General features: G+C 69.5%; 23 protein-coding genes. 11 read left to right on the top strand and 12 right to left on the bottom strand.

All coding sequences use genetic code 11. From position 1 onward, the window contains the following. The first annotated feature begins 58 nt into the window (after nucleotides 1-58). Together PV646_RS44515 and PV646_RS44510 are read left to right on the top strand one after the other, a co-directional pair. Complete coding sequence (locus PV646_RS44515; protein WP_396423530.1) at nucleotides 59-562, top strand: MaoC family dehydratase; 504 nt, start codon at nucleotides 59-61, stop codon at nucleotides 560-562. Between the two features lies 1 nt (nucleotide 563). Beyond that, nucleotides 564-1559 (top strand): DUF2332 domain-containing protein, encoded by a 996-nt coding sequence (locus tag PV646_RS44510; protein ID WP_500349211.1) that lies wholly within the window; start codon nucleotides 564-566, stop codon nucleotides 1557-1559. A 28-nt stretch (nucleotides 1560-1587) separates the two neighbouring features. Here the strand turns inward: PV646_RS44510 and PV646_RS44505 are convergent, their stop codons facing one another. After that, nucleotides 1588-2001 carry an NUDIX hydrolase gene (locus PV646_RS44505; protein ID WP_500349210.1) on the bottom strand — a complete coding sequence of 138 codons (414 nt, stop codon included), beginning with the start codon at nucleotides 1999-2001 and terminating at the stop codon, nucleotides 1588-1590. Nucleotides 2002-2141: 140 nt separating this feature from the next. Between PV646_RS44505 and PV646_RS44500 the strand changes: the two genes are divergently transcribed. The 4 genes from PV646_RS44500 to PV646_RS44485 all read left to right on the top strand — a co-directional run bounded on the left by PV646_RS44500 (nucleotide 2142) and on the right by PV646_RS44485 (nucleotide 4458). Next, entirely contained in the window at nucleotides 2142-2300 is a 159-nt protein-coding gene (locus PV646_RS44500; protein ID WP_169746024.1) for a hypothetical protein, read from the top strand. 76 nt (nucleotides 2301-2376) lie between these two features. Then, nucleotides 2377-2937: a PH domain-containing protein gene (locus tag PV646_RS44495; RefSeq protein WP_500349209.1), complete on the top strand. Its 561-nt coding sequence runs from the start codon at nucleotides 2377-2379 to the stop codon at nucleotides 2935-2937. A gap of 36 nt (nucleotides 2938-2973) precedes the next feature. After that, the gene (locus PV646_RS44490) at nucleotides 2974-3831 is read left to right on the top strand and encodes a PHP domain-containing protein (protein ID WP_500349208.1); all 858 of its coding nucleotides are present in this window, start codon (nucleotides 2974-2976) and stop codon (nucleotides 3829-3831) included. Nucleotides 3832-3843: 12 nt separating this feature from the next. Beyond that, the gene (locus PV646_RS44485) at nucleotides 3844-4458 is read left to right on the top strand and encodes a MarC family protein (RefSeq protein WP_452251428.1); all 615 of its coding nucleotides are present in this window, start codon (nucleotides 3844-3846) and stop codon (nucleotides 4456-4458) included. Here the strand turns inward: PV646_RS44485 and PV646_RS44480 are convergent. Continuing rightward, the gene (locus tag PV646_RS44480; RefSeq protein ID WP_500349206.1) at nucleotides 4455-4757 is read right to left on the bottom strand and encodes an ArsC/Spx/MgsR family protein; all 303 of its coding nucleotides are present in this window, start codon (nucleotides 4755-4757) and stop codon (nucleotides 4455-4457) included. The genes PV646_RS44485 and PV646_RS44480 overlap by 4 nt on opposite strands. Nucleotides 4758-4897: 140 nt before the next feature. Between PV646_RS44480 and PV646_RS44475 the strand changes: the two genes are divergently transcribed. Both PV646_RS44475 and PV646_RS44470 read left to right on the top strand, forming a co-directional pair. Beyond that, entirely contained in the window at nucleotides 4898-5737 is an 840-nt protein-coding gene (locus tag PV646_RS44475; RefSeq protein ID WP_500349204.1) for a RecB family exonuclease, read from the top strand. Nucleotides 5738-5818: 81 nt separating this feature from the next. Next, entirely contained in the window at nucleotides 5819-6121 is a 303-nt protein-coding gene (locus tag PV646_RS44470; protein WP_500349202.1) for a hypothetical protein, read from the top strand. Between the two features lie 7 nt (nucleotides 6122-6128). Here the strand turns inward: PV646_RS44470 and PV646_RS44465 are convergent, their stop codons facing one another. The 10 genes from PV646_RS44465 to PV646_RS44420 all read right to left on the bottom strand — a co-directional run bounded on the left by PV646_RS44465 (nucleotide 6129) and on the right by PV646_RS44420 (nucleotide 14499). Next, nucleotides 6129-6770, bottom strand: a complete 642-nt coding sequence (locus tag PV646_RS44465) for a response regulator transcription factor (protein ID WP_500349201.1) — start codon at nucleotides 6768-6770, stop codon at nucleotides 6129-6131. Between the two features lie 91 nt (nucleotides 6771-6861). Further along, entirely contained in the window at nucleotides 6862-7746 is an 885-nt protein-coding gene (locus PV646_RS44460; RefSeq protein WP_500349199.1) for a type II secretion system F family protein, read from the bottom strand. Nucleotide 7747: 1 nt separating this feature from the next. Continuing rightward, nucleotides 7748-9349 (bottom strand): VWA domain-containing protein, encoded by a 1602-nt coding sequence (locus PV646_RS44455; protein WP_500349197.1) that lies wholly within the window; start codon nucleotides 9347-9349, stop codon nucleotides 7748-7750. Next, nucleotides 9346-10698 (bottom strand): TadA family conjugal transfer-associated ATPase, encoded by a 1353-nt coding sequence (locus PV646_RS44450; protein WP_500349195.1) that lies wholly within the window; start codon nucleotides 10696-10698, stop codon nucleotides 9346-9348. Before PV646_RS44450 ends, PV646_RS44455 begins: the two co-directional genes overlap by 4 nt. After that, on the bottom strand, nucleotides 10695-11849 hold the full coding sequence (locus tag PV646_RS44445) for a CpaE/TadZ family protein (protein WP_500349193.1): 1155 nt from the start codon (nucleotides 11847-11849) through the stop codon (nucleotides 10695-10697). The genes PV646_RS44450 and PV646_RS44445 overlap by 4 nt, the downstream gene beginning before the upstream one ends. A gap of 8 nt (nucleotides 11850-11857) precedes the next feature. Beyond that, nucleotides 11858-12607: a Flp pilus assembly protein CpaB gene (gene cpaB / locus PV646_RS44440; protein ID WP_500349191.1), complete on the bottom strand. Its 750-nt coding sequence runs from the start codon at nucleotides 12605-12607 to the stop codon at nucleotides 11858-11860. Between the two features lie 14 nt (nucleotides 12608-12621). Further along, the gene (locus tag PV646_RS44435; RefSeq protein WP_500349190.1) at nucleotides 12622-13680 is read right to left on the bottom strand and encodes a pilus assembly protein TadG-related protein; all 1059 of its coding nucleotides are present in this window, start codon (nucleotides 13678-13680) and stop codon (nucleotides 12622-12624) included. Beyond that, nucleotides 13677-14084, bottom strand: coding sequence for a TadE/TadG family type IV pilus assembly protein (locus PV646_RS44430; RefSeq protein WP_500349189.1), 408 nt, complete (start codon nucleotides 14082-14084; stop codon nucleotides 13677-13679). Before PV646_RS44430 ends, PV646_RS44435 begins: the two co-directional genes overlap by 4 nt. Nucleotides 14085-14149: 65 nt before the next feature. Then, nucleotides 14150-14305 (bottom strand): Flp family type IVb pilin, encoded by a 156-nt coding sequence (locus PV646_RS44425; RefSeq protein WP_500349188.1) that lies wholly within the window; start codon nucleotides 14303-14305, stop codon nucleotides 14150-14152. A gap of 2 nt (nucleotides 14306-14307) precedes the next feature. Continuing rightward, nucleotides 14308-14499, bottom strand: coding sequence for a Flp family type IVb pilin (locus tag PV646_RS44420; RefSeq protein ID WP_439663379.1), 192 nt, complete (start codon nucleotides 14497-14499; stop codon nucleotides 14308-14310). Nucleotides 14500-14704: 205 nt separating this feature from the next. On the opposite strand from PV646_RS44420, the gene PV646_RS44415 reads away from it, so the two are divergent. From PV646_RS44415 to PV646_RS44405, 3 genes are all read left to right on the top strand, one after another. Further along, entirely contained in the window at nucleotides 14705-15313 is a 609-nt protein-coding gene (locus tag PV646_RS44415; protein WP_500349185.1) for a prepilin peptidase, read from the top strand. Between the two features lie 98 nt (nucleotides 15314-15411). Next, nucleotides 15412-16719, top strand: coding sequence for an O-antigen ligase family protein (locus PV646_RS44410; protein WP_500349184.1), 1308 nt, complete (start codon nucleotides 15412-15414; stop codon nucleotides 16717-16719). Then, the gene (locus PV646_RS44405) at nucleotides 16716-17144 is read left to right on the top strand and encodes a hypothetical protein (protein ID WP_500349183.1); all 429 of its coding nucleotides are present in this window, start codon (nucleotides 16716-16718) and stop codon (nucleotides 17142-17144) included. The genes PV646_RS44410 and PV646_RS44405 overlap by 4 nt, the downstream gene beginning before the upstream one ends. Nucleotides 17145-17191: the final 47 nt, after the last annotated feature.

The raw sequence follows: 17191 nt of genomic DNA, 5'->3' as shown, positions 1-17191 counted from the left end.
GTGTGAAGACTGTCTCCCCACCTGGGACAGATCTCGATCACACGTAGTTGGAGGCGCGGTGCAGTTCGGTCGGTACTACGAGGAGTTCGAGGTCGGAGCGGTTTACAAGCACTGGCCGGGCAAGACGGTGACGGAGTACGACGACCACCTGTTCTGCCTGCTCACCATGAATCACCACCCGCTCCACATGGACGTGAACTACGCGGAGAACACGACGGACTTCGGCAAGAACGTCGTCGTCGGCAACTACATCTACTCGTTGCTGCTGGGCATGTCCGTGCCCGACGTCTCCGGCAAGGCGATAGCCAACCTCGAGATCGAGTCGCTGCGGCACGTGAAGCCCACGTTCCACGGTGACACGATCTACGGTGAGACCGAGGTGCTCGACAAGACGCCGTCCAAGTCGAAGGACGACAGGGGCGTGGTCTACGTGGAGACTCGCGGCTACAAGCAGGACGGCACGGTCGTGTGCATCTTCAGGCGCAAGGTCATGGTGCCGAAGCAGTCCTACGGCGATGCCCGCGGGGGCGAACAGCCGGGACGGCCTGAACCCAAGGAGTGAAGTGACTTCTCTGGATCTCGCACAGCAGCGTCTGAGGGCGTTCGCGGAGGAAGCGGCCGCGATCTCGCCGCTCTACGAGCACCTCGCGTCGCGTGCTGCCGCCGATCCGGAGGTCGCCGACCTGCTGACCGCCGCCAGCGAGGACAACGCCACGGGCGAACTCCTGCTGGCGGCGGCGCACCGGCTCGTGCAGGCCGAGCCGTTCCACCAGCTCTCGAACTACTACCCGTCGCTCGGCGGGACGTACGGCGCGGACGAGAGCACCTGGCCGTTGTTCCGGGACTTCCTGCTGGAACGCGGCGACCGCGTGCGGGCCCTGGTGAGCACGCAGGTGATCCAGACCAACGAGGTGAAGCGCGCGGCCCTGCTCTACCCGGCCGTCGCGGCCGCGGCCAAGCAGGCGGGCGGGCCGATCGGGCTCGTGGAGGTCGCGACGACGGCCGGTCTGCTGCTCGGCCTCGACCAGTACTCGTACCGCTACCAGACCGCGGAGGCCGGTCAGGTCGTCGCGGGGCCGGCCAAGGCCGCGCTCGGGCTGCACTGCGCGCTGGAGCTCGCTCCCGGCGCCGCGCTGCCGAAGCTGCCCAAGACGGTCAAGGTGGCCGCGAAGGCGGGCATCGGGGTCGCACCCGCCGACCTGACCGACGAGGACGCCTACGCGTGGCTGGAGGCCTGCGTGTGGGCCGACCAGCCGGAGCGCCTGCGTCTGTTCGGCGTGGCGTGCGGGGTGCTGCGCAAGAACCCGCCGCGCCTGGTGGCGGGCGACCCGCTCGCGGATCTCGCCAAGGCGGTCGAGCCGATCGACGCGCCGCTCGTCGTCATCACGAGTGGGTCCGAGCTCGACCTCGTGCCCGCATTGTCGGCTTTGGGCAGAGAAGTCTGGTGGGCCGCCCACGAGGCCGGTGAGCTGCGGCTCATCCGTGTCGGTGACGCAGGCGTGGAGACGACCACTCTGGCGACCACCGAGGCTCACGGGCAACGTCTCGTTTGGCGTTGAGCGCCGGCCACGAACGCGTGAACCCTGATCAGGCCCTGGGCAGGCAGTTCCAATCGGAGAGCGCTTCCACGAGCCCGTCGGTGGTCGGGAGTGTGTCCAAGGTCGCACCGTCGACCCAAGCGACATCCGATGCGTCGTCGCCCGCTCGGAGCACACCCGATGTGACCTGGCATTCGTAGTCGAAGATCAAGAAAACCCCGTTCGGGGCCGGTCGCTCCACGTGGCCGACGAGGCGTCCGACGGTGACGGAGAGTCCCGTTTCCTCCGCTACTTCCCTAGTCACGGCCGTCTCATCCGTCTCACCAGGCTCCACGCGCCCGCCTGGTATCGACCACATGCCCTCACCAGGCGGATTGGCGCGTCGCACGAGCAGTAGTCGCCCGTTCGAGTCATGGACGATGGCTCCGACGCAACGGATCGTGCGCTTGCTGCTGGCCGTCACGATCACGAAGCGTAGTCACACCGGATCGGCGGTGCTGTCCGCTACCCCGGCTGCGGTACAAATCTCCCAAGGTGCTGAATCGTGCTGTACAACGGTCACGAACGGCGCCAAACGGGTGCGACGCGGACGGGGTGGACACCGTGAACTTGAAGAAGATTCTCACTTTCGCTGGAATCGCCTTGCTGTTGTTCTTCCTGATCGCGGAGCCCCAGCAGGCGGCCCAACTCGTGCAGAACATCCTCAACTCGCTGCGAACCGCGGCCGAAGCTCTGATCACGTTCGTGCGCTCCGTCTTCTAGTCTGGTGCCAGCCACCTGTCAGGTGGCGTGGAGCAGGTCAGACAGGGCTGCCTGGTACCAGGAAGGCTGGTAGCGCATGTTCGCACCACGTGATCCAGACGACTACCTGTTGTCGAGCGAGCGTCGGGTCATCCGGGTGCGCAGGCACTGGACCTCCCTGATCTGGGACGTCCTGGAGGCGGCGGCGCTGCTCGTCGGCTTCATGATGATCTCGTACCTGGCTCCGGCGGACGCGGCCGTGATCCAGAACGTGCTGTGGTACGGAGCGCTGCTGGTCCTCCTGCGGCTCTCCTACTTCATCATCGAGTGGTGGGTGGAGCGCATCGTCGTCACCGACAAGCGCTTCATGCTGACCTCGGGCGTCTTCGAGACCAAGGTCGCGATGATGCCCATCAGCAAGGTCACCGACCTCACCTACGAGCGCACCGTCGGCGGACGCATGTTCGGCTACGGCACGCTCATCGTGGAGTCGGCAGGTCAGATCCAGGCGTTGAACCGCCTGGAGTTCCTGCCGGACCCCGAAGAGGTCTACGACGCCATCTCGGAGCTGACCTTCGGCGACAAGAAGGCCCAGGCCGAGCGGTTCTCGATGATCAAGGCCCAGCGCGCCGCGCGCGGCAAGAAGATGGTCCCGTAACACGGGTCGTTCATCACGTCGTCCACACTGGACGACGTGGTCATCGATCTGCACACCCATTCGTCCGAGTCCGACGGCACCGACAGCCCTGCCGACCTGGTGAGGGCGGCGGCCCTGGCCGGGCTCGACGCGGTGGCGATCACGGACCACGACACGGCGGCCGGCTGGGCCGAGGCCGAGGCGGCGCTGCCGTCCGGGCTGCGGCTCGTGCGCGGCGCCGAACTGTCGTGTTCCTCCTCTGACGGCTACGGCCACACCATCACCGTTCATCTGCTGGCGTACCTGTACGACCCGACGCACGCCATGCTGATGAAGGAGCAGTCGCGCCTGCGTGAGGAGCGGCGTGCGCGACTGCAGAAGATGGCCGAGATGATGCAGGCCGACGGCTTCCCGATCGACCCGGTCGACCTGATGTCCCGCCTGCCGTTCGACGCGCCGGCCGGACGCCCGCACCTCGCCCAGGCGCTGATCCGCGCCGGGGTGGTGACGTCGGTCGACGAGGCGTTCGCGACGTTCCTGACCGGCGGCCAGTACTACGTGGGCCGCACCGACACCCCCGTCGAGCGCGCGATCGAGATGATCACCGAGGCCGGCGGCGTGACCGTTCTGGCCCACCCCTTCGCCCGCTCCCGCGGCCCCGTCGTCGCGCCCTCGGTCGTGCGGGACCTGACTTCCGCCGGTCTGTTCGGGGTCGAGGTGGACCACCCGGACCACGATCCCGAGACGCGGCGGTCGTTGCGGGAGCTCGCCGACTCGCTGGGTCTGATCGTCACCGGGTCGAGTGACTACCACGGCACGAACAAGACGGTGCGGCTCGGCGCGGAGACGACGGCGCCGGAGATGCTGGATGCTCTGGCCGAGAGGGCGACGGGCTGCAAGATCCTCGTGGGATAGGGCGGTGTTCTCGTGTTCAACCTGCGGCTCTTCATCGAGGCCTCGATCACGCTGCTGGTGATCATGGACCCGCCCGGGACCGTGCCGGTCTTCCTGGGCCTGGTGGGCCGCAAGTCCCGCGAGGCCCGCAAGAGCGCGGCACGGCAGGGCGTGCTGGTGTCGTTCCTGGTCATCACGCTGTTCGCCGTCGCGGGCAACTCGATCCTGGCGTACATGCACATCGGCATCCCCGCCCTGCAGGGCGCGGGCGGGCTGCTGCTGTTGCTGATCGCCCTCGACCTGCTGACGGGCAAGGGTGCGACCAACCATCCCGAGGTCGAGGACGTGAACATCGCCCTGGTGCCCCTGGGGACGCCGCTGCTGGCGGGCCCCGGTGCCATCGCCGCGACGATCGTGTTCGTGCGCCAGGCCGACGGCGCCTGGGGTTCCTACCTGGCGCTGGCCGCGGCGATCGTGGCCGTGCACCTCGTGCTGCTGGGGACGCTGCGGTCCGCCGGGCTGCTGATCAAGGTGTTCAAGGAGAGCGGGATCCTGCTGATGGCCAAGATCGCCGGTCTGCTGCTGGCCGCGATCGCCGTGCAGCTCGTCGCGTCGTCCGTGCAGGGGTTCATCACCTCTGGCGTCTAGCGCTCGATGTGCGCGCTGTCCCCGTCGATGATGATCGGCCGTTCGATCAGGCCCGGGTTGGCGACCATGTGCTCGATCCACTTCGCGCGGTCGTGTTCGAGGGTCTTCGGATACGCGGGTTCCTTGGTGCGCGCGATCTCCCAGGGCTGCTTGTCCAGGAGGGTGAGGACGTGGTCGAGCTCCTCGGCCGACGGCGCGTCGTCGAGGTAGCGGCGTTCGGTGTAGTCGACGCCGGCGTCGTCGAGGCGTTGCTTGGCGGCGCGGCTCTTGGAACAGCGCGGGTTGTGCCAGATCTCCATGCGCGGAATGTAGCGAGTTCGTGTCGGTCGTCCGGTCGACCGCCGATTCGGGCGGACGACCGACTTCCCGACGAACTCGCCGCCATCTGCGGAGCAGGGGCGATCCAACACTGTCAGGGGGCCTGAGTAACTTGGTTGGGGTGGAACAACTCGGCTTCGACTTCGGCACCGCGGCACCCCGCCGGCTCGTGCGCGTCACGCCCGCGAAGCTGTCGACGTGGACCAGCTGCCCGCGCCGCTTCCGGATGACGTACCTCGACCGGCCCTCGCCCCCGCGGGGCGGCGCCTGGGCGCACAACACGCTGGGCGCCGTGGTCCACAACGCCCTGAAGGCCCTCTTCGACCTGCCGCCCGAGCGCCGCACGCCGGACCAGGCCGTGGCCCTGCTCAACCGCCAGTGGAAGTCCGAGGGTTTCCGCGACGTCGACCAGGCCGCCGAGTACCGCACCCGCGCCCAGGGCTGGGTGCACGAGTACGTCTCCGCGCTGGACGTCGACTTCGAACCGCTGGGCGTCGAGCGCTGGGTCTCCTCCCCGACGGACCGCATCGTGGCCGAGGGCCGGGTCGACCGCATCGACCACCGGGACGGCGAACTGGTCATCGTCGACTACAAGACCGGCCGCCACGTCCTGACCTCGGACGACGCCCGAGGCTCCCAGGCGCTCGCCCTGTACGCCCTGGCGGCCCGCCGCACCCTGCGCAAGCCGTGCCGCCGAGTCGAGCTGCACCACCTGCCGTCCGGCTCGATCGCCACCTGGGAGCACACGGAGGAGTCGCTCGCCCGGCACGTCCGGCGGGCGGAGGAGGCGGCGGACGAGATCGACCTGGCCACGGAGACCCTGAAGGCCGGCGGGGATCAGGAGATCCTCTTCCCTCCGGTGACGGGGAGGCAGTGCCAGTGGTGCGACTTCCGGCGGAGTTGCGCGGAGGGGCAGGCGGCGGCGCCGTCGATCGAACCGTGGGCGTTGCTGGCGCCGTAGGAGTACGGCTTTTGCCGTAGCCGTCCCAGGGTGTTCGGGCCATGACTGCCCGCGCACCCGTCGACCCGTAGGGTGGCTTGGGTGGACGTCGAAGCAGCAAAGCGACCGTCGCGGACCTACGGATTCCTGCGCGCCGTGAGTGGTGTGCTCGCCGTGGGCATGGTGCTGCTCGCTCTGGGGAACATCGGCGTCCAGTTCTACGCGAACTCCCGCGACCTGCCCGGGCCCGGCACGTTGTCCGTCGTCGCGCATGTCGTGGCGGCGCTGCTGGTGGTCGGTGCGCAGATCGTGGCTGACCGGTACGCGGACTGGAAGGCGCCGGTCGCGTCGCTCGTGGTGCTCGTGGTGAGCGGGGCGACGCTGTGGACGTTCTGGTGGGCCTAGGCCGGGGTCAGGCCGGCGCCGCGTTGCTCTGGATCAGCCCGGCCTTCAGCGCCGCCATCAACGCCTGGGCGCGGTTCGAGACGCCCAGCTTGTCGTAGAGGCGGGAGACGTAGGTCTTGGCCGTCGACGGCGAGACGAACAGGATGCGGGCGATCTTCGGGATCGACTCGCCCTCGCCCAGGAGGTTGAGCACCTCGCGCTCGCGCGGGCTCAGGAGCAGGTCCGCGGTCTGACGGCGGGCCATGGCGGTGGCCAGGCCCGTGGCGGTGAACGAGGAGGCCGCCACCGCCGCGTGGCGGAGGGCGCAGAGGATCTCCTCGACGGGGGCGGTTTTGCACACGAACGCCGAGGCGCCGGTCTCCAGGGCACGGAAGAGCACGTCGTCCTCGCCGCGGGAGGTCAGGACGACTATGCCGAGGGCCGGGTAGCGGTCGCGCAGTTCTCTGGCCAGGCGCAGGCCGTTGCCGTCGGGCAGGCCCACGCCGACGGTGACCACGTCCGGAGAGGCCGCGGCTATGACCGCCGGGGCTCCGGCGGCTGTGTCCGCCTCGTCCACCACGAGAAGGTCGGTCTCTCGCGCGGCGAGCATCTTCAGGCCGAAGCGAGTGAGGGCATGTCCGTCGACGACGACAACTCGGGTCAACCTCATGAGCTGCCCCTCTCGGTGAAGGTTCAACCCGCATGTCGTACCGGACGTATCAATTGGTTACACCGAAAAGCCTAACGAAAAGGCCACGGGCTCAGAGATTCATCAGCACGCGGGCGATGCTGATGGCGCCGGGGCCGATGATGATCACGAACATGGCCGGGAACAGGCACGTGATCAGCGGGAACAGGATTTTCACCGGGACTTTCTGGGCCTGTTCCTCTGCTCGTTGACGGCGGCGGACTCGCATTTCACGGGCCTGTTCGCGCAGGACCGAGGCGATCGGGACGCCCAGTTCGCCCGCCTGGGCCAGGGCGGAGACGAAGGCGCGCAGTTCGGCTACCGTCGTGCGCAGGGTCAGGGCTCGCAGGGATTCGTTGCGTGACTTTCCTATTTGCATCTCCTGCAGGACGCGGGCGCATTCCTGGGCCAGCGGGCCGGAGGTGTTGCGGGCCACCTGAGCCATGGCCGCGTCGAAGCCGAGGCCTGCTTCCACGCACACGGTGAGCATGTCGAGGGCGTCGGGCAGGGCTCGGCGGATCTTCTCCTGGCGTTTCTGGCCCGCGTTGAGCAGCAGCAGGTCGGGCAGGAAGAAGCCGAACACGGCGCCGAGCACGAGACCGGCGATCAGCCAGCCCACCGACCGGGCGCCGAGCAGTCCGCCCAGGCCGGCGCCGACCAGCAGGCCGAGGCCCTTGGCCGCGAGCACGCGGTCCGGTGTCCACGTGACCGGGTTGCCCGCCAGGTCGAGGCGCTGCTGGAGGCCCGCCGCCACTCCGGCCGGGGACAGCCGCAGGGCGATCGAACGCAACCACGACGGCGAGGCGACGGTGTCCGGTCGCTCGACCACCGCGGCCGAGTAGCTCGTCTCGATCAACGCCAGCGAGCCGGCGGCGGTGGCGCGTGGCCGGAGAACCAGAGCGAACGCAACGAGGGACACCGCGAGCAGCAGGCAGCCGATACCCAGGTACAGCGCCATGTCACACCTCCACGCGCACGAGTTTGCGCATCCACAACGAACCGAGCACGACCAGCACGGCGGCGCACGAGAGCATCACGACGCCGATCAACGTCGTGTAGAGCGGCCGCATGTACTCCGCGCGGAACCAGAACAGGAACCCCGCGAGGAAGATCGGCAGCCCCACCAGGACGTACGCGGACAGGCGGCCTTCCGCGGACAGCGCGCGGACGTGCCGGCGGGTCTGCGCACGGTCGCGCATCGTCGCGACGGTGTTCATCAGCACCTCGGCGAGGTTGCCGCCCACCTGCCGCTGGATGCGGATCGCCATCACGACCCACGCCAGGTCGGCGCTGCGCATCCGGGTGGCCACGCGGTCGAGCGCGTCCTCCAGTTCGGCGCCGATCCGGGTGGCGGCCAGTGCGCGGGAGAACTCGCCGGCGGTGGGCTGGGTGTCGTCGCGGACGACGGCGTCGATCGACTGGGCCAGCGAGAAACCGGACCTCAGCGAGCTCGCGACCAGTTGCAGCACGTCCGGGAGCTGGTCGGCGAACGCGGCACGGCGCTTCGAGGCACGCGACCGCACCACCAGCGCCCCCGCGAGCCAGCCGAGCAACGCGCCCAGCGGCACGCCGATCCACCACGTCGTCAGCACCGTCAGCAGGGCGGCGAGCCCGGCACCCGCGCAGAACCGCAGCAGCGTCCACTCGGCCGGACTCGCCTTCATCCCGGCCAGGTCGAGCCGGTCGGCGAGTTTGGCCGCGCCGCCCTCGCTCATCACCCGGCGGGTCCACACGACGGCCGTCTGCGCGGCCTGACTCTCCTCCTGCACAACGGGTTCCTGTGCTCCGTAGTGCTCCAGGTGCCGTTCGAGCCTGCGCCCCACCGCAGACCTGCGTGGGGTGAGCACCATCAGCACCACGAAGAACACCACCAGGAACGTCCCGGCGATCAACACCCCGGCCGCCCAGTTCTGCCCAGGGGCCGACACCGGAACGACAGCGGGCAACGGCGCGGCAACGGAAGGTGCGGCGGTCACAACAGAAGAAGGCACCGCCAGAGCAGCGAAGGCGGCGGCGAGCGCGGCGGCGTCCGAAGCGGTCAGCAACCGTCCACCGGCCGCACCCGCGATCCGGCTCAAGGCGTCGTCGCTGTACTGGAATCCGATCACGTCGGTCGGCACGCCGGAAGCCGCGACGGCGGACACCGCGGAGTCCACAGTGGAACGCGAGACGGTGTCCTCGCCGTCGGACACGATCACCATGCGCCGCTCGGAGATCCCCGCCAGCGCGGACAACCCGACCGGCACGGCGTCGAACAACGACGTGTCACCCTTGGCCTGCACCCCACCCAGGGCGGCGGAGAAAGCAGCTCGGTCCGCGGTCGGCGCGAGCACCAGCGAAGGCTGCGACGAGAACGCCACCAGCCCGACCTGGACGTCGGCGGGCAGCGACGACACGTACGTGGAAATCGCCTGCCGCGCGACGACGATCCGGTCCGGCGCCATCGACCCGCTGCTGTCGAGCAACACCACCACCCCGCGACTCGGTGCGGCAACGGCGAAAGCGCCGGACACGAGCGTCAGCAGCACGCCGGCCAGCAGACCGGCAACGGCCCGGGTCATCGCGGACCACCTCCGAACAGGTGCGGCGGAACGTCGATCCCGCGGTCCCGCAACCGCTCCACGAAGTGCGGCCGCAACCCGGTCGACTGCAGCGTTCCGCGGTAGAACCCGCGCTCGTCGACCCCGGCGTGGAAGTCGAACGAGAAGATGTCCTGCAGCGTCACGATGTCGCCCTCCATCCCGACGACCTCGGTGATGTGGGTGATCCGCCGCGTGCCGTCCTTCAACCGCGACTGGTGCACGATCAGGTCGATCGCGGACGCCATCTGCTCGCGGATCGCCCGTGCCGGCAGGTCCACGCCCGCCATCAGCACCATGGTCTCCAGGCGGGACAACGAGTCTCGCGGCGAGTTGGAGTGCACGGTCGTGATCGAGCCGTCGTGGCCGGTGTTCATGGCCTGCAACATGTCCAGCGCCGCGCCGTCGCGGACCTCGCCGACGATGATCCGGTCGGGCCGCATGCGCAACGCGTTGCGCACCAGGTCCCGCACGGCCACCTCACCGCGCGACTCCACGTTCGGCGGCCGGGCCTCCAGCCGCAGCACGTGGTCCTGGCGCAGCTGCAGCTCGGCGGCGTCCTCGATGGTGACGATCCGCTCGTCGGCCGGCACGAACGACGACAGCACGTTCAGCGACGTCGTCTTGCCCGAGCCGGTGCCGCCGCCGATCAGGACGTTCAGCCGTCCCTGCACGCAGCACTGCAGCAGGTACGCGGTCGCGGGTGTCAGCGTGCCGAACCCGACCAGGTCGTCCACGGTGAACGGGTCCGAGGCGAACTTGCGGATCGTCAGCACCGAGCCGTCCAGCGCGATCGGCGGCACGACGGCGTTGACGCGGCTGCCGTCGGGCAGGCGCGCGTCGACCATCGGGGACGCCTCGTCCACCCGCCGCCCGACCTTGGCGACGATCTTGTCGATCGTGCGGCGCAGGTGCGACTCGTCCGCGAACGCCACGGGCACCGGCTCCAGCCGTCCGGCACGTTCGACGTAGATCTGGTCGAACCCGTTGACCATGATCTCGGAGATGCCGGCGTCGCGGAGGTAGGGCTCCAACGGCCCGTGGCCCAGGATCTCGTCCAGCACCTCCGTCGCGATGCGGGCCCGGTCGGCGTTGGTCAACGGTGTCTCGTCGCGTTCCAGCACCGCCTGCAACGTCTGGCGGACACGGGTTTCGAGCTCGCGCTGGTCGAGGTGCGCGTCGTAGAGCTTCGGGCCCAGCACGTCCAGCAGTCCCGCGTGCACGCTGCGCTTGACCTCGGCGAACGGGTCGGCGGCGCGGGCCTGGCGACGCAACGGCGGCGTCGGCGACGACGATTCCCGTTGCGCGGCGATGCGGTCGGTCAGGCTCATCGGAACCACCTCTTCGAGGACTTGGCGGCGGCAGCGGGCTCGGCGAGCACGTGTTCACGGCCGAACCGCGAGATGGCCTCGCTGACGGGGTGCTTGGGCGAGTCGAGGACGATCGGGTTGCCCTTGTTGACCGAGATCGGCACGTCGCGGCTCGACGGCACGTGTGCGCGGATGTCGCTGCGCACAACACGATCGATGTCGTCCATCGTCAGCCCGACCTTCGCGTCCGACCGGTTCAGCACGACCGAGCGGATGTCGTGCGCGTACGAGAGCAGGTCCAGCATGTCGAGCGTCACGCGCAGGTTCTTCAACGCCGGCACGTCCGGCGTGGTCAGCAGAACGTGGTGGTGCGAGGCGTCCATCGCGGCCAGCACGTGCTCGCTGAACGCGGACGGCGTGTCCACCACGACGTGGTCGAACATCGTCGGCAGCACCTCCAGCAGCTCGCCGACGAGCGCCGCCGGAATCCGTTCCGCGTCACCGGGCTCGACCGGCGCGAGCAACGCGCTCAGCCCCGGCCGGCACGCCGTGAGCAGCGACGACGCCCCCGCCGCGTCGACGTGGCCGACCATGCCGAGCCCGTGCACGATCGTGCGGACCGGCTCGGCGCGCAGGCAGATGCCGACGTCGCCGAACGCGAGGTCGAGGTCCACCAGGCAGACCGACCGCTCACCGCCGGCCGCGAGCGACGCGGCCAGGTTGACTGCCAGCGTCGTCTTGCCGCACCCGCCCTTCGCGGCGAACACCGTGATCACCTGGCCGTTCCTGCGCTCGTCGGCGCGAGGCGACGGCACCCCGGTGACCTGTGCGGACAGCGCACGGGACCGCGTGCAGGCGTCCACCAGCGCCGTGAGGTCGTCCCGCGCGACGACCTCCCGCACACCGGCTCGCAGCGCACGGGTCAGCACCACGACGTCGAGCACGTCCCGCAGCAGCACCACGCCGGCCGACGGGCGTTCGACCCGGAGTCCCGCGGTGAACGCCAGCGCCTCGTCCAGGTCGATGGCCGAACCGATGACGACGAGGGTCTCCAGGGGGTCGGTGGCGAGCGACCGCGAGGCCTCGCCCAGGGTGTCCGCGATCCGGACGTCACCGCCGAGCGCGGGGGAGAGCTGTCCGGCGAGCGCGGCCGGTTCGCACAGGATCGTCATGGCACGCCTCAGTTTCCGAACAGGGAGCGGTTGTCGACGCCGTTGCCCGGCGCGATCTCGGACTTGCCGCCGAGCAGCGCGAAGTAGAGCGTTCCCGTCTGCTGGCCGTGGATCAGCTTCTCCGCGTCCGCCTGCTTCACCGCGACCGTGACGATCGCCTTGCCGACGTCGCCGTCCTCGGCCGCCTTCTTCTCGTCGACCACGGAGAGCACCTCGAGGCTGCTCAGCAGCAGACGGGTGGACTGGTTTCGTTCGTACTGCTTGGAAAGCCCGTCACCGGCCGGCGTGTTGCCCTTGCCGTCCATCACGGTGAACGTGTCGAAGACCGCGACCTTCGAGCCCTTCTGGATGAGCCCGCCCGCGCGTTGCCAGGCCTCCGTCGGCACGGTCACGGCGATCATGCCGTCCGGGATCGAGATGCCCTTGGCCAGTGACGCCTGCTCGGTGAACAGGGCCTTGGTGAGCAGTTGCCCCTCGGAGATCTCCGACGACGTCACGAGCTTCGTCACCGAGGAGTCCACTTCGGACATCGCGTTCTCCGGGACGCTGCTCTTGGGCATCTGCTGCGGTTCGACCAGGTCCTTCAACCCCTCCGCGCTCGTGCCCGCGGGGATGCGGTCCTTCGCGACCAGCACGGTGACGGCCTGCTGACCCGCGATGGCGCGGGAGTCGGCGCCGCGGACGTAGAGGAACACCCCGGCGCTGCCGCAGATGGCCAGCAACACCGCCAGGACGATGATGAATGCGCGGTTCTTCATGACGACTCCTGGAATCAGCCGATGAGCTGGACGATGCGGAGGCCGAGGTCGGGGCCGCCGATGGTGCCGGTGTTGGGCATGAGGTCCTCGACGAAGTAGCCGGCGACGCACTTGTCCGAGCCCTTGCACTCGTTCTTGTTGGTCAGCCAGTCCTTCTGGTTCGCGCCGGGCAGCCAGTAGCCGGTGACGACGAACCCCGCGAAGCCCGCGAGCGTGTAGGTGCCGCCGGTGCCGGTCCCGGTGACCTTGGTGTAGATCGGGAAGTAGACGGCCTCGCGTGAGCTGAACGCCGCCGCCAGCGCGGACTTGCAGTCGTTGCCGGCGGAGGCGCCGGTGTTCGCGCTGTAGGTGTTGTTGCTGATGAACACCGAGCAGTCGGAGCCGGTGTCGTCGACCCAGCCGAACATGCCGGGACCATCCGACCCCGCCGGGCCGCTCGGGCACGTCGTGCCACCGGTGGTGTGCAGCTTCAGCACGCGGTGCGCGGACAGCGGTGTCACGTCGGGAGGGAACTTCGTGCCGTTCGAGGTCGCCTCGTTCCACTCGCACCACGAGATCGTCATCGCCATCGTGGTCGCGGTCTTGGGCGGACCCCACTGGGCACGGGCGCAGGCGGCGACGCGTGAGCCCTCGTAGGAGCCGTTGCCGATCAACGAACGGGCGAACATCGGCGGCAGCAGCGTTCCTCCGCCGGAGGTCTGCGTCGAGGTGTGCACGTCCACGTAGGTGACGCCGGCGGCGGGCTTCGCGGGACAGTCCGTGATCTTGCCCGTGGCCGCGGGGCACGAGGGCAGCCCGCCACCCTTGTCGTACCCGCACACCACGTCCACAGTGGACGAACCGTCCCTCGCGTTGTGGTTGGCGAAGTAGTTGGACTTGTTCACCAGGCAGATCTCGTCGGCACAGGTCTGGGCGACGGCGATCGCACCGGAGTCGGCCCCGTTCTGGAGCTCGGCCCGTTCCTTGTAGAGAAAACCGACGTCGATCACGATCGCGCCCATGCCGAGCAGGACGCCGAACCCGAGCAGGATGGCGAACAGCACGCCGAGCGCACCTCTGTCGTCCTTCGTCATCCACATGGCATGACCCCCGTGGCGCTCAAGGAGATCGGGGCGCCGAATCCACCGCCGCCGAACAGTCCGGCGAGTCCGCCGACCGGCGTGATGAAGTCGTACGTGTGGGTGGCCGTCACCTCGGCACTGCTCTCGCCGGGCTTGCCGCCGGCCGGGCAGGCGGTGACCGACACGCCGACCTCAGCGGGGTTCAGGCTGGTGGCGGCCGCTTTGGTGCGACCACCGGGATTCGGCTGTCCGAGTGCTGCCACCCGGACGCCTTCACGAGCGGCCTGGGTCAGGGTGATCTGGGCGCGCACCGCCCAGCCGAAGTCCACGATGCCCATCACCAGCACGAGCACGATCGGCATCAGCAGGGCGACTTCGACAGCGGTCGCGCCGCGATCGCGAGCAAGGTTCGTCATGACCGCTCCGAAGAAAGGCGCGCGGCCGGCGGAGGGGAGCGCCGGCCGCGCGGGAACAGGAGACTTCAGCCATCGATGACGTCGGCGACGAGCTCGAACATGGCGGCCATGTTCTCGCCGACGGCCGTGACGGCCACCAACGCGGTGACCGCGATCAACGCCAGCACCAGGCCGTACTCGACGGCCGTGGCGCCGCGGTCCGATTCGCGCGGACGCCGCACCGTCAGACCAGTTCGCCGGCGATCTCGGTGAACAGGGCCAGGAGGTTGACGCCGACCGCCGTGACACCCGCGATGATGACGATCGCGATCAGGGCGACCATCAGGCCGTACTCCACGGCGGTCGCGCCCCTGTCGTCGTCTTCGCGCCGGGTGCGGGTGAGGAACGTCTGCACGTAGCTGAGGAAGGTGAGCATGGCGGTCTCCTGAGGATGTGAGATCCGATTCGGGATGCCGCAACTCTGCGTGACAGGGGTCGACCGCCGGTATCGGGCGATGAGGTGGCACGAAACCGCAGATCGGAGGACGTTGTCGGCCGTTCGGGGGACACGCCGTAGACCCCTCGGTCAGATCGGCCGTCGTCACGTTCCGTCGCGATCGTAGCCGCTCTACCGTCGCCGCATGATGGTTCTCTGGGCAGCCGGCGGTGCTCTGGGCGGACTCGCCTCGGGTGTCGCGCTGCGCGGGCTGGTCGGCCGGTTCACGCCCACCGGGTTCGCGCTGCCGCTGGTGTCGGCGGCCGTTCTCGCGGTGCTCGCGACCAAGTTCGCCGGCTCGGCCGAGGTGCTCGCTTTCGCCTGCCTGGGCGCCGTCGGGGTCGCGCTGGCGTTCATCGACACGGCCGTGCACCGGCTGCCGGACGTGCTGACGCTGCCCGCGTACCCGTTGGTGCTGCTGCTTCTCACCGTGGCCGCGCTGACCGGCGGCACGTTCGGCGCGCTCGGCAGGGCGGTGCTCGGCGGACTGGCGCTCGCGTTCGTCTACCGCGTGCTGGAGTTCGTCAACCCCGCCGGAATGGGCTTCGGCGACGTGAAGCTGTCCGGGGTCGTCGGGATGGCGCTCGCCTGGCTCGGCTGGCCGGAGCTGGTGTTCGGCGCCGCCCTCGCGTTCGTCCTGTCGGCCGTCGTGTCACTGGTCCTGTTGCTTCTGCGGCGGATCACGCTCGAGGACGCGTTGCCCTTCGGGCCGTTCATGCTGCTCGGCGCCTTCGTCGCCGTCCTGGGTCATTGACTGGACAATCGCACTTCCGCCTGGGCCCTCCGGCACCTACAGTGTGCTCTCGATCCGCTTGGGGAGGCGGTTCGATCATTTGGGGGAAGCCGATGGGCGTGGGGGAAGTCGTTGGCGCGCGCCGAGATTCGGTCGCGTTGCCGGTGCCGGTGTTGCTGGTGGTCGCGGCGTTCGCCGCGGCCGTGGTCGCGCAGGGCGGGTACTACCTGCCCGGCCGGGTGTTGTCCGGGCTGCTCGTGGGAGTGGCCGTCGTGCTGGTCCGGCCGAGACCGAACCTCCTCGTGGCACTGGGAGGAGCGTTCGCGGCGTGGGCTCTGCTGCGGGGGTTGCTCGAAGGCGACGTGCTCTCGGGACTGCCGTCGGCGGCCGCCGCGGGTGTCTTCGTCGGTGCCGCGGTCGTTGCGGCACAGGCTGATCGCGACCAGCGCGAGTTGCTCGCGACGGTCCTCACCGGTGTCGGCGCGCTGATCGGGTTCACCGCGTGGGTGGCCGTGGTGTTCCGGCTGCCGTCGTGGTCGACGGTCGCGGAGGGGTTGCTGCGGGCGGGATCGACCCTGACCTACCCGAACGCCGCCGCCGCGGTGATGGCGGCGATCGCCGTGTTGTCGCTGGTCCTGCGGCCGACGTTGCTCACCGCGGTGATGAGTTTCCTGCTGTGCGCGGGAATTGGCGCGACGATGAGCCGTGCCGGGGTGATCGCGCTGCTCGCCGGGTTGCTGGCGCTGTGCGCGTTCCGGGGTGTCGTGGCGACGCTGACCGCCGCCGTGCCACCGCTGCTCGGGGCCGTGCTGGCGGTGGGTGCCCTGCTGCCGTCGATGCGGGTGGCCGACGAGCCGGAACCACTGATCGCGGTCGCGGGACTGGTCGCCGGTGCCCTGGTCGCGGTGGGTCTGCCCAGGCTCGGCCGGTTCGCCGTACCGGTGGTGCTGCTGGTGCTCGCCGGTGGCGCGGTGGCCGCGTTCGGTTACGCCGACCGCCTGGCCACGCGCGTCTCGTTCAGCTCACCCGACCGCTCCGGGGCCACCGGTGCCGCGCTGGACCTCGTCGCGCGGACGCCGTTGCTCGGAACCGGTCCGGGGAATGGATCTTTTTTCTTCGACCGGGGCAACGAAGGCGCCCGTGTGATGCGTTATGTGCACAACGAGTACCTCCAGGTGCTCGTGGAACTGGGGGTCGTCGGCTTGCTGGCCGCGCTGGGGGTCGTGACCGCGGTGCTGATCGCCTTGTGGCGCGGGCGCGGCACTCCGTTGTGGGCCGGAGCGGCAGCGGCTGTCGTCGTCGTGCTGGTGCACAGCGGTTTCGACTTCCTGTGGCACCTGCCGGCCGTTCTGATCGTCACCGGCCTCTGCGCCGGTCTGGGGTTTCCGTCCACAGAGGACGGGATGAGAGAGGGGACAGCAGCATGAAGAAGTTGACCGCGGGGAAGACGGCGGCGGTCGTGGCGGTCGCGGGTGGCGCGATCCTCGCGTCCATCGCGCCGGTCATGGCCGAGGTGAGCGCGCAGTCGCCCTCGCAGGCTCTGGTCAGAGTCGAGTCGCCGGCGAAGTGGAAGGCGCTGGGGGCCGCGGTCGAGGTCGACGTGACGTTCTCCTGCCCGGCCACCACGCCGCAGGGTTTCGTGAACATCAGCCTCAGCCAGACCGTGCTGGGTGGCGTGGCGTCCGGAGGGACGTCGAAGAGCGTCACGTGCACGGGCGCGTTCCAGACCGTCAAGCTCAGCGTGACGGCGCAGAACCGCGCGTTCCGCTGGGGGACGGCCTACGCCAAGGCCGAGCTGAGCGCGTGGCCGCACTCCGCGACGCACGATGGTGAGATCCAGATCCGCCCGTGACGCCGTGAGCGGTCGCGTTGGCACGTGAGGAAGCTCTTGCGTGCCAA

Origin of the sequence: Streptomyces sp. ID05-26A, assembly GCF_033794685.1 — a bacterium.
Lineage (GTDB): Bacteria > Actinomycetota > Actinomycetes > Mycobacteriales > Pseudonocardiaceae > Lentzea.
Note: the sequence above shows the minus strand (reverse complement) of the source record. Positions and strands in the feature narration are given on the sequence as shown.

Coding starts and splice junctions, on each gene's coding strand:
- PV646_RS44495 (WP_500349209.1), top strand. CDS start 2,377: ATGTTCGCACCACGTGATCCAGACGACTACCTGTTGTCGAGCGAGCGT.
- PV646_RS44435 (WP_500349190.1), bottom strand. CDS start 13,680: ATGACGAAGGACGACAGAGGTGCGCTCGGCGTGCTGTTCGCCATCCTG.
- PV646_RS44465 (WP_500349201.1), bottom strand. CDS start 6,770: ATGAGGTTGACCCGAGTTGTCGTCGTCGACGGACATGCCCTCACTCGC.
- PV646_RS44450 (WP_500349195.1), bottom strand. CDS start 10,698: ATGAGCCTGACCGACCGCATCGCCGCGCAACGGGAATCGTCGTCGCCG.
- PV646_RS44430 (WP_500349189.1), bottom strand. CDS start 14,084: ATGACGAACCTTGCTCGCGATCGCGGCGCGACCGCTGTCGAAGTCGCC.
- PV646_RS44420 (WP_439663379.1), bottom strand. CDS start 14,499: ATGCTCACCTTCCTCAGCTACGTGCAGACGTTCCTCACCCGCACCCGG.
- PV646_RS44445 (WP_500349193.1), bottom strand. CDS start 11,849: ATGACGATCCTGTGCGAACCGGCCGCGCTCGCCGGACAGCTCTCCCCC.
- PV646_RS44415 (WP_500349185.1), top strand. CDS start 14,705: ATGATGGTTCTCTGGGCAGCCGGCGGTGCTCTGGGCGGACTCGCCTCG.
- PV646_RS44460 (WP_500349199.1), bottom strand. CDS start 7,746: ATGGCGCTGTACCTGGGTATCGGCTGCCTGCTGCTCGCGGTGTCCCTC.
- PV646_RS44480 (WP_500349206.1), bottom strand. CDS start 4,757: ATGGAGATCTGGCACAACCCGCGCTGTTCCAAGAGCCGCGCCGCCAAG.
- PV646_RS44455 (WP_500349197.1), bottom strand. CDS start 9,349: ATGACCCGGGCCGTTGCCGGTCTGCTGGCCGGCGTGCTGCTGACGCTC.
- cpaB (WP_500349191.1), bottom strand. CDS start 12,607: ATGAAGAACCGCGCATTCATCATCGTCCTGGCGGTGTTGCTGGCCATC.
- PV646_RS44405 (WP_500349183.1), top strand. CDS start 16,716: ATGAAGAAGTTGACCGCGGGGAAGACGGCGGCGGTCGTGGCGGTCGCG.